Genomic DNA, 12,830 nt, shown 5'->3' with positions numbered 1-12,830 from the left:
CCGCCGGCGCCGAGAGCGGCGGTTCCTATCGCGTCCACATCGAGCTCGCGCCGGGGACGGTCGCGCCGCGCGGTGCGGACGGCAGTCCGGCGACGCTCTTCCTCGCTCTGCGCGGCGCAGCTCCGGGGCCGCCTTCGGCCGTGAAGCGCCTCGTGAATCCGGCCTTCCCGCTCGATCTGACGCTCTCCGCTTCCGACAGCATGATGGGACAGCCCCTGCCGCTCGAGGGCAAACTCTCGGTCAGCCTCGACGGCGACGGCAACGCCTCGACCAAGGAGCCCGGCGATCTCGTGGCTGCGGTCGAGGCGCACTCCGGCACGCCGGTCCACATCACTCTGGAGTCCGGAGCGAAGTGAAGCGGGCACCGCAGAGGCTCGTGCTCGCGAGCCTCTACGTGCTGTTCCTGGGCAGCCTCGCCTGGTTCGCGGCGCGCGGACTGCCCTACTACCTGACGCCGCTCGCCGAGCGGGCGCGTCACCCGCTCTACTGGCAACTCAAGCCGGGGGGCTCATGGGGCCTCGCCTTCGGCATCATCGGCGCGACGATGATGGTCGTGATGCTGCTCTATTCGGTGCGCAAACGCTTCGCCCTCCTGCGCCGTCTGGGACCGGTCAGCGACTGGCTCGACTTTCACATTCTGCTCGGCCTCTGCGGTCCCCTTTTCATCCTCCTCCACAGCTCCTTCAAAGTGCAGGGCCTCGTCGCGCTCTCCTTCTGGTCGATGGTGGCGGTCGCCACGAGCGGCGTCGCCGGGCGCTACCTCTACCGCCAGATTCCGCACTCCCTCGCCGGTGACGAGCTGTCGCTGGCCGACGTAGAAAAGCTCGATCAGGAGCTCGCCCGCCAGTTGATGGACGAAGTCGGGCTCGACGCCGATGCGATTCGCCAGCTCGATGCCGTGGCGGCGATCGGTACCGGCGACAAAGAGTCGCTCCTGGGCATGGTCGTGCGGTTTCCCTACGATTCGTTGGCGCTGCGCTTCAGGCTGCGCCGTTTCCGGCGCGACTTTCCGGCGGTCGATCGCCGTCTGCGCCGCCGGTTCGAGCTCCTCGCGAGCCACAAGGTGCGCCTGCACCGCCGGATCCTGCTCTGGCAGCGCGTGCGCGAGCTCTTCCACTACTGGCATGTCTTCCACAAGCCGTTCGCCGTCGTCATGTACCTCTTCATGGTGGTGCACATCGGTGTCGCCTGGATGACCGGCTACGCGGGGATCGGGCGCTGAAGCGCGGCCGGGCATCGCGGCGCATCCTGGCCAGCGCCGGGGTCCTCGCCGGCATGTGGTGCGCCCTCCTCTCGCCGGAGGCGGCGCGCGGTCAGATCTCGCCCGGCGAGCTGAGCCGTGCGCATGCGAAGTTCGACGGCAGCGACGGCTGCCTCAACTGCCACAGCGCCAATCGCGGCGTCGACCGTGAGCTCTGCCTCACCTGCCACACACCGATCCGAGAGCGCATCGCCGCCGGCTTGGGGCTCCACTCACGGCCGGACTACGGCGATTGCGAGCACTGTCACATCGAGCATCAGGGACGCGACTTCGAGCTCGTCTACTGGGGCAAGGCCGGCCAGAAGGCGTTCGACCATGCGCTCGCCGGCTACACCCTGCAGGGCGCCCACGCGCCCCTCGAGTGCCGCGCCTGCCATCGCAAAGAGTCGATCGCCGACCCGGCGCCGCTGCTCGCGAAAGGAGTCGATCTCGGCCGCACCTATCTCGGGCTCGGGACGCGCTGCGCGGGCTGCCACCAGGACGCCCATCGCGGCCAGTTCGGCACGGCCGACTGCGCGAGCTGTCACGGGCTGAAAAAGTTCCGGCCCGCCGAGCTCTTCGACCACGACACGTCGAAGTTCCCGCTCACCCTCGCCCACGAGAAGGTCGCCTGCGCGCGCTGCCACCCCGGGGCGACAGGAGGGGCCGAAGGTGGCGCAGGGGCCGCGGGGTCCGCGCCGCTCCTGGCGACCCCGGCGAGCCCCGGCAGTGAGCCGCCGAATGTGCACTTTCGCGGTGTCCCGACGACCTGCGCCGGCTGCCACAAGGACCCGCACCAGGGACGCTTCGGCGGCAAGTGCGAGACCTGCCATACGGCGGACGACTGGAAGCGGATCCAGCGCGCCAACTTCGACCACGCCCGCACCCGCTATCCGCTCACCGGCAAGCACCAGGCGACCGACTGCCTGGACTGCCACCTGCCCGGCAAGCCGAGGCAGATTGCCGGCTTCGAGCGCTGTGCCTCCTGCCACGCGGACGCGCACGCCGGCCAGCTCGCCCTGCGCAAGAGCGGCGGAGAGTGCGGCGAGTGCCACACGACCTCCGGTTTCCGCCCCTCGACCTACACCGTCGCCCTGCACGAGGCCACCTCCTACCCGCTGCTGGGGAGCCATCGCACGACGAAGTGCGCCACCTGCCATCGCACCCTGCCCCCCACGGAGCTCGAACGCGCCGGCATCGCTCTCGTCCGGGTCGCGCCCGCGCCCAAGGCCGCCGGACCCCCGGCCATCACCCAGTTCCGTTTCCCGAAATCGGACTGCGCGGACTGCCATCGCGATCCGCACGCCGGGGATACGGGTAGGTACCTGGGGACGGAGGGCTGCCTCGCCTGTCATGCCCTCACCGACTGGCGCGCGATCCGCTTCGACCACAGCGTGACGAGGTTCCCGGTCGCCGGGTTGCATCTCAAGGTCGCCTGCCTCGGCTGCCACAAGACGCAGGCCGATGGCGGCCTGGCGCCGCCTTCGGCGCGCGCCTGGGCGACGCCCCGCGCCGTCCGCCTCGCCGGGGCGCCGCTCCAGTGCACGGGTTGCCACGCCGATCCTCATCTCGCACAGGTCGGCACCAGCTGCGAAAAGTGCCACAGCGACACGAGCTGGGGACCGTCACGATTCGACCACAATCGGGACTCGACCTATCGCCTCGAGGGTGCGCACCGCGCGGTGGCCTGCATCGGCTGCCACTTCCGGGAGCGCGCCGCCGGCAAGGAGGTCCTGCGCCTGAAGCCGCTCGGAAGCGCCTGCACCGACTGCCACAAGTCGACCATCCAACCGTTGTGACCCCCCCGGCCGCCCCGCTCACCGAGACCCTGATCTGGAGCCTTGCCCTCGCCGTCGTGTTGGCGATCGTGCTCGGCTACCTGATCTCCTTCCGCCGTCGCAACCGGCGCGACCACGAGCGCGCCCGAGCCACAGAGGGCCGCGGGCCGGTGCAGCCGATGGGCGCCTTCCCCTATATCGACCCTGCGGTCTGCATCGGTTGCGGCGGCTGCGTCGCGGCCTGTCCGGAGAAGGTCCTGGGTATCGTGGGCGGGCTGGCGGTCGCTGTGCAGGGCAATCGCTGCATCGGCATCGCCGCCTGCGCCAAGGCCTGCCCGGTGCAGGCGATCGAGATCTCACTCGGCGACCTGCGCGGCCGGGCCGACGTCCCGTGGATGACCGATCGCCGCGAGACCAACGTCCCTGGGGTCTACGTCGCCGGCGAGCTCGCGGGCCTCGCTCTGATCCGCAACGCGGTTCGTCAGGGCAGGGAGACGGTGCGGGCCATCGCCGCGGAGCTCGCCGTGGTCGATTCCAGGGACCCGGAGCTTCTCGACGTCGCGATCATCGGCGCCGGCCCGGCGGGACTGGCCGCCGCCCTCACTGCGGTCGAGAGCCGCCTGCGCTACGCCGTCTTCGAGCAGCAGAGCGACCTCGGCGGGACGATCTACAACTTTCCGCGCCGCAAGCTCACCCATACGGAAGAGGTCGAGCTGCCGATCTACGGCCCGTTGCGCAAGTCGGAGTACAGCAAGGAGGAGCTGCTCGAGCTCTTCCGCGGTCTGCTGGAGAAGCACCGGCTCGAAGTTCGGTTCGGCCAGAAGGTGCTGCAGGTCATTCCGGAGGGAGGTCTCTTTCACATCCTCACCGCCTCCAACGCCTGGCGCGCCCGCCGCGTGCTGCTGGCCCTCGGACGCCGGGGAACGCCGCGAAAGCTGGGAGTCCGCGGCGAGGCGCTTTCGAAAGTGATGTATCAGGTGCGCGACGCCGAGGAATACCGCGGCAAGAAGATCCTCTGCGTCGGTGGCGGCGACAGCGCGATCGAGGCTGCGATGGGCCTCGCCCGGCAGGCCGGCAACGAGCTCACCCTCTCCTATCGCGGCCAGGCGTTCGACCGAGTCAAGGCGAAGAACCTCGAGACCCTCGACAAGCTGGTCCGGCGCGGCAAGATCCGCCCTCTCCTCGGCTCGGAAGTCCTCGAGATCGGAGACGGGGAGGTCCGCCTGCGCACCGCCCAGGGCGAGATCGCGATCGCCAACGACTACGTCTTCGTGCTCATCGGCGGCGAGCCGCCGTTCCCGTTCCTGCGCAGCATCGGTGTGGTGTTCGGCAACGAGTCCGCAGCCGCAGGCTAGCCCGCATCTCTCACCAGTTTTCGTCGCGAGGCGTCGCAGATGCCTGCGGCTGCAAGGCGTCGCGACCGAGGAGCGCGCAGGCGGGCCTCACGGCCCGTCGAGCACTCGGGGCACCCGTCCAGCGGACGGGTCGTGAGCGCAACGCAGCAGACGCGGGCATATGCGTCGCCGCAGCAGAGGGCTGGTGAGAAATGCGGGCTAGAATCTCCCGCCATGGCCAGAGGCACCCGGAGTCGGCTGTCGATCCTCGCCTGCGGCGCGCTGTTGCTCCTGGTCGCCTGGCGTCTCCAGGTCCGCAGCAGTCCGCGGTCGTCAGCCCGCTCCGGTCCGGAGCCGGCTCCGATCGTCGAGGGTCGCGGCGCAACGGACCGCGACCTCTCCTGGGATGCACAGCAGGGGGGCCACACCCTGGCGCGACACGTCGGCCGGAGCGCGAACGACCTTGCCGAGCGTCTGGAGCGCGAAGGAGGCATCGCCGCCGCCTCGACCTTCCTCGACCGGAGGACTGCCGAACGGGTCGTCGGCCTCACCCTTTCGCGCAACCAGGACCGGGTTTCGAGCTGGCTGCGGCGCGCCAAAACGAACCTCACCCTCGACTATCGCGGCACGGTGGGGCAGACGATCGGCTGGGTCCTGCTGCGCGGCGAATCGACGCCGCGTGCGGCGAGCGATGCCCGCGTCGTCCTGCGCCAACGCGATGGTCGCTACTTCGTCCTCACCTCGTACCCGGTGGAACCGTGACCCGGCGACTGGACGGCTTCGATCCGTCCGATCCCGTATCCCGGGCCGAGCTCCTCGACCGGATGAACCCCGAGGACCTGCCGAGCCTCGCCGGCTTTCTCGGCGGCTACATGCAGGAAGACTGGCGGCTCGGATTCGGTTCTGCCGCCGAGGCGGCCTATTCCTTCATCGGCGAAGCCGACCTCGACGACGTCGAGGAGCTCGCGGCGGACTGGGCGATGCTGGTCGAAGGCACCCGGGATCTCGACCTCGAGGCGCTCAACCGCCTGCTCCGCGAACGCTTCCGGAGTGGCTGGTATGTAACTTCGAAGAGCGAGATCGAAGCGGTGCAGCAGGAGCTCGAGAAGGCGCTGCGCGAGTAGAGGCTCGCCGCGGGCGCTGCGAAACGCCGCAGGTCAGGCAGGCACGGCGAGCGGCTCGGAGGCCGGGCCTGCCGAGGCTGCCGGAAGGAGCGCGACGGCGGATTCCCACCAGATCGCCCCCTCGGCGAACGGTTGGCCCTCGTAGGTGCAGGGGGCGCTCACGAGGTCCCGGCCGAACGAAGGCTTGCCCTTGTGCCGGCCGGCGTGCAGGGGGTAGAAGCTCGCACATCCTCGGCAGAAGCGACCTACGGCCTCGCCGCGGCGTTCTTCGGGGAGCGTCGATGCAGGGGCCCAGGCTGGATTGACTCGGCTCATCGCAGAGAGGCTATCGGAACGGCGCCCGCCTGCCAAGCGGGACGCCGCTCCCGGCAGCACTAGAGGGCCGCGACCAGATCCGCCTGCGGGAAGAAAAAGCCGAGCTCGATGCGGGCGTTCTCGGGAGAGTCCGAACCGTGAATGGCGTTGCGCTCGATCGAGGTGCCGAAGAGCTTGCGGACGGTGCCTTCCGCGGCCTTGGCGACGTCGGTCGCACCCATGACTTCGCGCAGCGCCGGAACCGGGTCGGCACCGTCGGCGCGCTCGAGCGCCACCGGGATGACCGGACCTTCGGTCATGAAGGCGACCAGGCTCGAGAAGAACGGGCGCTCGCGGTGCACGGCATAGAACGCCTCGGCCTGCGCCTGCGTGAGATGCAGCACCCGCAGTCCGCGGATGGTGAAGCCCTTGGCTTCGAGATGAGCGAGGACCTTGCCGGCATTTCCGGCGGCAACGGTGTCGGGCTTGAGAATGGCGAGCGTCATGTTCATGCGTACTGCCTCCAAAAGGAAAAGGGGACTTCGTTGAGATGGAATACCCTCGACCCGCGCGCGGGCTCTAACTCTTGCCGGCCTTGCCCTCGATCTCCTGGATCGCTGCCAGGACCTCGGCGGCCTGCTCGGAGGTCGCCGCTTCGAGATCCTTCCAGACGAGGGCGCCGTCGCGGAACAGGAAGGCCTGGCGCTTGGCGTAGCCCATCGTCGAAGGCACGCCGAACGCCGTAACGACCTTCTTGTCGTTGTCGGCGAGCAGCGTGAACGGCAGCTTGTACTTGTCCTGGAACGCCTTCTGCGCCTTCTCGGTGTCGGTCGAGACGCCGTAGACGCGGATCCCCTTGCCGGTGAGCGAGGCGTAGGAATCTCTCAGGCTGCAGGCCTGCTTGGTGCAGCCGGGGGTATCGGCCTTGGGGTAGAAGTAGACCAGGGTCCAGCCCTGGCTGCCCTCGGCCGCGACGTCGACCGCGCGGCCGTCCTGATCGTTGACGGTGACGGCCGGGATCTTCGCCCCGAGGGTGAGCTCGTCGGCCTTGGCGCCCAAGCTGAAGAACATGAGACCTCCGATCGCTAGTGTTGCCGCTCCTGCCAGTACGGACTTCTTCATGACATTTCTCCTCTGCTTCCTTCTACGCCAGACGGCCGGGCGCAGGATGACTGCCGGTTCGGCCGCGATCCCGACGGGCTCAGCCGGGAGCGGAGGTGTCGGCGGCGGGCTCGTCGACCAGGGGCTCGATGTCGGCCTCGGGTCCGCTCAGCCGGAAGACCGTGCCGACCGCCTCGAACGTCCCTTCGGGCCCCAGCAGAAGGGCACCCTCTGCCGGGATGCCGAGGCCGAACTTGCCCGGGCTGCCTTCGAGGAGCTGACGCAGCCGCCGATCGTGACCCGGGTCGAAGTTGGTCTCGACGACCGCCCTCGGCAGCAGGCCGAGCCCGGGGATGAGTCGCCCGCCGAAGACGCTGCGCACTTCGACGCCGCAGGCTTGCGCGGCGGCGGCGATCGCCACCACCACCCCCCCGGCCTCGAGTTTCGCGGCGAGCGCCTCGAGGGCAGGCGAGCCGGAGAGCGCCTCGATGAGGTGATCCGCGACACCGCCGCCCAGGTAGACCGCGGCGCAGTCGCGGATCCTCTCGCAGTTCTTGCCGCGGCGGGCGTCGCGATCGCGATAGACCGGGAGGATCTCGACCTCGCGGCCGAAGGCCTCTTTCAGGTAGGCCGTGAAGTGCCTGCCGTAGTCGATCGACCCGGAGGCCGCCGGCAGAAAGCCGACCGGACCGTCCGGACATCTCTCGATCCAGGCACGATCGGCCTCTTCGGTCTCGCCGAAGGTGAACTCCCCGCCGCCGAGAAGCGCCAGCCAGCCCTTCACCTTCCGATCACCCGCGGCGCTCTCCCATCGCCCGTCAGGACTTCCCGAGCGCCCGGGCGACCGCGCTGCCGAGGTCGGCCGGCGATTCGCAGACGTGGATCCCGGCGGCTGTCATCGCCTCCATCTTGGCGGCGGCCGTGCCTTTGCCGCCGGCCACGATCGCGCCGGCGTGGCCCATCCGCCTGCCGGGCGGCGCCGTGCGGCCGGCGATGAAGCCGATCACCGGACGGTCGAAGTTCGCCTGGATCCAGGCCGCGGCCTCCTCCTCGGCGCTGCCGCCGATCTCGCCGATCAGGATGACGGCGTCGGTCTCCTTGTCGTCGCGGAACGCCTGCATGACGTCGAGGAAGTTCGTGCCGTTGATCGGATCGCCGCCGATGCCGACGCAGGTCGACTGCCCGAGACCCAGGCCGGTCAACTGCCAGACCGCCTCGTAGGTGAGCGTTCCGGAGCGTGACACCACGCCGACCCTGCCGGGCCGGTGAATGTGGCCCGGCATGATGCCGATCTTCGCCTGCCCGGGGCTGATGATGCCGGGACAGTTCGGGCCGATGAGGCGGGTCTTCGGTTTCCCCCGCAGGAACGCCTTGGCGCGGATCATGTCGTTGACCGGAATGCCCTCGGTGATCGCCACCACCAGCTCGATGCCGGCGTCCGCCGCCTCCATGATGGCGTCGGCCGCGAACGGCGGCGGCACGAAGACCATCGCGGCGTTGGCGCCGGTCGCCTGGCGCGCCTCTTCGACCGAGTCGAAGACCGGGATCCCCTCGACCGTTTCACCGCCCTTGCCGGGAGTGACGCCGGCCACCACCTGCGTGCCGTAGTCGCGGCAGCCGAGGGCGTGGAACTTGCCCTCCTTGCCGGTGATCCCCTGCACGACGAGGCGCGTCTCCTTGTTGAGCCAGATCGCCATTACGCACCCCCCTGAATCGACGCCACGACCTTCTTCGCCGCGTCGGCCATCGTATCGGCGACCAGGAAGTCGAACTCGCTCTCGCGCAGAATCGCCCGTCCCTGTTCGACGTTGGTGCCCTCGAGCCGCACCACCACCGGAATCTTGACTCCTCCCAGACCGCGCAGCGCCTCGACGACGCCGCTCGCGATCCGGTCGGTGCGCGCGATGCCACCGAAGATGTTGATCAGCACCGCCTTGGTATCGGGATCCGCGATCAGGATGCGGAACGCATTGGCCACCGCCTCCTGCGAGGCCGAGCCGCCGACGTCGAGGAAGTTGGCCGGCGACGAGCCTTCGAGCTGGATGATGTCCATCGTCGCCATCGCCAGGCCGGCGCCGTTCACCATGCAGCCGATCTCACCGTCGAGCTTGATGTAGTTGAGATTGAACTTCGAAGCTTCGACCTCGAGCGCGTTCTCTTCGGCGAGGTCGCGCATGGCGACGATGTCCTTGTGCCGGAAGAGGGCGTTGTCGTCGAAGTTCATCTTGGCGTCGAGCGCCATCACCTCGCCCTGAGCGGTGATCATCAGCGGGTTCACTTCGGCGAGCGAGGCGTCGGTGTCGAGGTAGGCGGCAACCAGCGCCGAGACCAGCTTCGCGGCTCGCGCCGCGACCTCGCCCTTCAAACCGAGCCCGCGCGCGACACGCCGCGCCTGGAACGGCACCAGCCCGATCTGCGGATCGACCTCTTCGCGGTGGATCGCTTCCGGGTTCTTGGCGGCGACCGCTTCGATGTCCATGCCGCCGAACGGCGACGAGATGACGACCGGCCGACCCGACTGCCGGTCGAGGGTGACCGCGACGTAGAACTCCTGGGCGATATCGGCCGCCTCTTCGAGGAGGACCTTGCGCACCTGCTGGCCTTCGGGGCCGGTCTGGTGGGTGACGAGCTGCATGCCGAGGATCCGGTTCGCCGCCTCCGTCGCCTCGGCCGGACTCTTGGCGACCTTGACGCCGCCGCCCTTGCCCCGCCCGCCGGCGTGGATCTGCGCCTTGACGACACACTTCCCGCCCATCTCCTCGCAGATCGCCCGGGCCTCGCCCGGATCCTCGATCACCTTCCCGCGCGGCGTGGCGACACCGTAGCGGCGCAGGATCTCCTTCGCCTGATACTCGTGGATCTTCAAGTTGGGCTCCTCTTGGGAAACTACCGAACAGCCTGTGGATTCTATCTCACCGCCTGCCCCCCCAACGGCCACCCCAAAGGTCAGGGCATGCGCAGGACGAGGACGGTCAGGTCGTCTTCGCGCTCGGCGCCCTGAGTGAAGGTCTCCAGGGCGGTGAGCACCTTGTCGCGCACGACACTCGCGCCGTGGCCGCCGAACTTCGCCAGGACCGCTTCCAGGCGGTCGAAACCGAAGTGCTCGTCGGAGCCCTCCTTGCGGGCTTCGACGACGCCATCGCTGCACAGAAAGATGATGTCGCCGGGCTCGAGCTGCGCGGTGTGCGAGTCGATGGCGAGCGCCTCGCGGACACCTAGCGGGTAGGCCACCGACTCGAGGCTCTCCACCTTGCCCAGCCGGGAGATCCGGTAGGGAAAGAGGTGGCCGGCGCTGGCGAACCGCATCTCGCGCCGCACCGGGTCGATGAGGGCGTAGCAGAGGGTGGCGAGCAGGCGTTTCCTGGCGCTCTGGAAGACCATGCGATTGAGCGTCGCGAAGACCGCCGCGACCTCCGGGTCGAAAGTGACCTGGACCGCGAGCGCCGACTTCGCCATCGACATGACGAGGCCGGAGGAGACGCCGTGGCCGGCGACATCCCCCACCGCCACCGCCAGGCGTCCGTCTTCGAGCGCCAGGACGTCGTAGAAGTCGCCGCCGACCTCCGTCGCCGGGAGGTAGACGTGCGCGAGCTCGACTCCGCAGAGCTGCGGCGGCAGCTGAGGAAGGATCGAGCTCTGGATGTTCCTCGCGGTCTCGAGCTCGACTCGCTGGCGCTCACGCTGGGCGATCCGCCGGACGTGCGGCGGCACATCTTCGTAGCGGTAGACGAAGACCTGGTCCGAGACCAGGTAGCGGGCGGTCAGCAGCAGCGGCACCGCCCCCGCCAGGACCCCGATCCAGCCGTGCAGCTGAAGCTGCGGGTCGGCGGCGAAGACGAACGGGAAGATCGACAGCACTGCCGCCGAGGTGAACGAGGCCAGGATGGTGGTCAACAGGTCGGCGTACAGGAAGAGGAGCACCGTCGCCAGGCTGTTCAGAATCCAGATCGGCGCGCCAATGGAGATCGGCAGGACGATCACCGGCGAGAAGAAGACGAAGCTGGTGGCGAGCGCTGCGATCGTCGCACCCGCCACCTCGCCCAGCTTGCGCACCAGCCAGGGGAGCAGGAAGAGCCGGCCGAACAGCGTCGTGTAGAGACTGAAGATGACCAGGAAGAGGATGAGCGCCAGGCTCGGCCAGCGCGCGTGGTTCCAGAACGGGCCGAACTGGTAGGAGATCGGCGCGACGGCGTCGAACCGGGCGAGCGGCACCAGGCAGGCGAAGATGCCGCCGGCGATCGCGAAGCCCGCGGCGTAACCGCGCAGCGAGGCGAGCGCCACCGTGCGGTTCTTCCACTGACGCTGAAAGAGGGCGTCGAAGGCGGCAAGTTTCGAGCCCCAGCCTTCGCGGCACAGCGACTCGCCCACCGACCAGGAGAGCAGCGCCGCGACCGCCATGGGCAGGAAGAAGAGCACGATCATCTGTCCGCCCCAGACCCAGGTCGTCTGCTGGCGGGAGAGGACGCCGAAGTTGGTGCCCTGGGTCGCGCCCGCAGAGACCTGGACCATGAAGACCACCGCCAGGCCCAGGATGAGAAGCAGGATCTGCAGTCCCCGGCGAACGCCCAGCTCCCCCTCGTGGTAGCGCTTGAGGAAGATCGGCGCCACCAGGGGCAGAACGAGAAAGGTCGAGAAGAAGGCGATGTTGCTGAACAGTCCGATCGGCTGCAGGAGCTGGGTGATCTCTTCCGGTTGCACGTCCTCGGCGAAGGTGCCGAGCCCGGCGAGCTGGTCGCCGGCGAAGGTCACCTCCATGCCGGAGCGCAGCCGGCTGGCGAGCGGCGAAGCGAGGTCTGCGAAGCGCACGACGCGGTCGGTCCGCTTGTCGAGGTCCTTGTTCCTCACTTCGGGCGGCGCGAGCCGGGTGAGATCGACGCCGCGCTCGCCGAGCAGAGCGCGGGCGCGGGCGATCGCCTCCTCGTCGGAGAGGGTGCCGCCCGCGTCGGTCGCCTTGAACCCCTTGAGCAACGAGAGCACCGTGCCGTCGCAGGCGATCTCGGCCTGGTAAGCCCAATCCCGGGGCTGCGCTCCGGCGGCGTAGACCGTGACCTCCCAGAGGAGGACGCGCTTTTCCATTCCGGAGTCGCGCACCAGCGCCGCCTGGCCGTCGCGCGAGGCCTGGAGCAGGCGGACTTCGAGCCCGGCGTCGTTGTCCATCTGGGCGACGACATAGGGGTCGTCCGGCAGGGTGCCGAGGAGCCGCAGCTCTTCGAGCGCGATTCTTTCGGCCTCGACCCGCGATACCTGCCAGTTGGCGGGAAAGAGCGGAAAGGCGCGCGGGAAGGCCCAGGCGCAGACCAGCGCTCCGGACAAGAGCACCGCCAGCCAGGTCAGCGTCTTGCGGTAAGACTCTCGCATGTAGGACGACTCCTCACCATCAAGGTACGCACGCCCCGCAGGGAGGTTTAGAGGTCCGGGGGAGCACGGTGCGGCGGCTTCTTTCCGACGGAGGCGCGCGCAAGTTAGCACAGCCCGATCTCCGATCGATGCTAGGCTCGAAAAGTGAACTGGGAGCCCCTGCTCGCCGCCGCGCTCGCGGCCCGGAGCCATTCGCACAGCCCCTACAGCCGCTTCGCCGTGGGGGCCGCCGTCGAGACCGAGAGCGGAGAGATCTTCAGCGGCGCCAACGTCGAGAACCGGAGCTTCGGCGTCACGCTCTGCGCCGAGCGCTCCGCCTTCGCCGCCGCTGTCTCCGCCGGCCATCGCCGTTTCCGGGCCGTCGCTGTCGTCACCGCCACTTCGCCCCCCTCGGCCCCCTGCGGAGTCTGCCGCGAGACGATGACCGAGTTCTGCGCCGCAGCGACGCCGGTCGGGCTCTTCAACCTCGCGGGCGACCGCCGGATCTTCTCCCTGGGCGAGCTCTTCCCCGAGCCGTTCCAGTTCCCGGCCGGGGAAACTTCCGGCGCCTGATTCCGTATCTCAGGGCGACTGTTGCCCTGCAGGTCTCCCCCCTTGGAGG

At 69.1% G+C, this 12,830-nt stretch carries 14 protein-coding genes; 7 read left to right on the top strand and 7 right to left on the bottom strand.

What is annotated here, in order from left to right:
• The 6 genes from KBI44_04170 to KBI44_04145 form a co-directional block, all read left to right on the top strand.
• Nucleotides 1-356 (top strand): hypothetical protein (locus KBI44_04170; GenBank protein ID MBP9143659.1); only part of this gene is annotated, 356 nt, incomplete at its 5' end.
• On the top strand, nucleotides 353-1,222 hold the full coding sequence (locus tag KBI44_04165; protein MBP9143658.1) for a hypothetical protein: 870 nt from the start codon (nucleotides 353-355) through the stop codon (nucleotides 1,220-1,222). The genes KBI44_04170 and KBI44_04165, both read left to right, overlap by 4 nt.
• Before the next feature lie 53 nt (nucleotides 1,223-1,275).
• The gene (locus KBI44_04160; GenBank protein ID MBP9143657.1) at nucleotides 1,276-3,039 is read left to right on the top strand and encodes a hypothetical protein; all 1,764 of its coding nucleotides are present in this window, start codon (nucleotides 1,276-1,278) and stop codon (nucleotides 3,037-3,039) included.
• A complete protein-coding gene (locus KBI44_04155; protein MBP9143656.1) occupies nucleotides 3,036-4,373 on the top strand; it encodes an NAD(P)-binding domain-containing protein in 1,338 nt (445 codons plus the stop codon). The genes KBI44_04160 and KBI44_04155 overlap by 4 nt, the downstream gene beginning before the upstream one ends.
• A gap of 213 nt (nucleotides 4,374-4,586) precedes the next feature.
• The gene (locus KBI44_04150) at nucleotides 4,587-5,114 is read left to right on the top strand and encodes a hypothetical protein (GenBank protein MBP9143655.1); all 528 of its coding nucleotides are present in this window, start codon (nucleotides 4,587-4,589) and stop codon (nucleotides 5,112-5,114) included.
• Nucleotides 5,111-5,476, top strand: coding sequence for a hypothetical protein (locus KBI44_04145; protein MBP9143654.1), 366 nt, complete (start codon nucleotides 5,111-5,113; stop codon nucleotides 5,474-5,476). Before KBI44_04150 ends, KBI44_04145 begins: the two co-directional genes overlap by 4 nt.
• 33 nt (nucleotides 5,477-5,509) lie before the next feature.
• On the opposite strand, the gene KBI44_04140 is transcribed toward KBI44_04145, so the two are convergent.
• The 7 genes from KBI44_04140 to KBI44_04110 all read right to left on the bottom strand — a co-directional run bounded on the left by KBI44_04140 (nucleotide 5,510) and on the right by KBI44_04110 (nucleotide 12,229).
• Entirely contained in the window at nucleotides 5,510-5,791 is a 282-nt protein-coding gene (locus KBI44_04140; protein MBP9143653.1) for a hypothetical protein, read from the bottom strand.
• A 59-nt stretch (nucleotides 5,792-5,850) separates the two neighbouring features.
• The gene (ndk, locus tag KBI44_04135) at nucleotides 5,851-6,282 is read right to left on the bottom strand and encodes a nucleoside-diphosphate kinase (GenBank protein MBP9143652.1); all 432 of its coding nucleotides are present in this window, start codon (nucleotides 6,280-6,282) and stop codon (nucleotides 5,851-5,853) included.
• Nucleotides 6,283-6,349: 67 nt separating this feature from the next.
• On the bottom strand, nucleotides 6,350-6,892 hold the full coding sequence (locus tag KBI44_04130; protein ID MBP9143651.1) for a peroxiredoxin: 543 nt from the start codon (nucleotides 6,890-6,892) through the stop codon (nucleotides 6,350-6,352).
• Between the two features lie 79 nt (nucleotides 6,893-6,971).
• Nucleotides 6,972-7,655: a Type 1 glutamine amidotransferase-like domain-containing protein gene (locus KBI44_04125; GenBank protein MBP9143650.1), complete on the bottom strand. Its 684-nt coding sequence runs from the start codon at nucleotides 7,653-7,655 to the stop codon at nucleotides 6,972-6,974.
• A gap of 34 nt (nucleotides 7,656-7,689) precedes the next feature.
• Nucleotides 7,690-8,568, bottom strand: coding sequence for a succinate--CoA ligase subunit alpha (sucD, locus tag KBI44_04120; GenBank protein ID MBP9143649.1), 879 nt, complete (start codon nucleotides 8,566-8,568; stop codon nucleotides 7,690-7,692).
• Nucleotides 8,568-9,737, bottom strand: a complete 1,170-nt coding sequence (gene sucC, locus KBI44_04115) for an ADP-forming succinate--CoA ligase subunit beta (GenBank protein ID MBP9143648.1) — start codon at nucleotides 9,735-9,737, stop codon at nucleotides 8,568-8,570. Before sucC ends, sucD begins: the two co-directional genes overlap by 1 nt.
• 80 nt (nucleotides 9,738-9,817) lie before the next feature.
• Nucleotides 9,818-12,229: a SpoIIE family protein phosphatase gene (locus KBI44_04110; GenBank protein MBP9143647.1), complete on the bottom strand. Its 2,412-nt coding sequence runs from the start codon at nucleotides 12,227-12,229 to the stop codon at nucleotides 9,818-9,820.
• A 144-nt stretch (nucleotides 12,230-12,373) separates the two neighbouring features.
• On the opposite strand from KBI44_04110, the gene cdd reads away from it, so the two are divergent.
• Nucleotides 12,374-12,781, top strand: coding sequence for a cytidine deaminase (gene cdd / locus KBI44_04105; protein MBP9143646.1), 408 nt, complete (start codon nucleotides 12,374-12,376; stop codon nucleotides 12,779-12,781).
• The last annotated feature ends 49 nt before the right edge of the window (nucleotides 12,782-12,830 follow it).

Source organism: Thermoanaerobaculia bacterium, from assembly GCA_018057705.1.
Lineage (GTDB): Bacteria > Acidobacteriota > Thermoanaerobaculia > Multivoradales > JAGPDF01 > JAGPDF01.
This window is presented reverse-complemented; position numbering and strand designations above follow the sequence as displayed.

Coding starts and splice junctions, on each gene's coding strand:
- KBI44_04140 (MBP9143653.1), bottom strand. CDS start 5,791: ATGAGCCGAGTCAATCCAGCCTGGGCCCCTGCATCGACGCTCCCCGAA.
- KBI44_04160 (MBP9143657.1), top strand. CDS start 1,276: ATGTGGTGCGCCCTCCTCTCGCCGGAGGCGGCGCGCGGTCAGATCTCG.
- KBI44_04150 (MBP9143655.1), top strand. CDS start 4,587: ATGGCCAGAGGCACCCGGAGTCGGCTGTCGATCCTCGCCTGCGGCGCG.
- sucD (MBP9143649.1), bottom strand. CDS start 8,568: ATGGCGATCTGGCTCAACAAGGAGACGCGCCTCGTCGTGCAGGGGATC.
- KBI44_04130 (MBP9143651.1), bottom strand. CDS start 6,892: ATGAAGAAGTCCGTACTGGCAGGAGCGGCAACACTAGCGATCGGAGGT.
- ndk (MBP9143652.1), bottom strand. CDS start 6,282: ATGAACATGACGCTCGCCATTCTCAAGCCCGACACCGTTGCCGCCGGA.
- KBI44_04110 (MBP9143647.1), bottom strand. CDS start 12,229: ATGCGAGAGTCTTACCGCAAGACGCTGACCTGGCTGGCGGTGCTCTTG.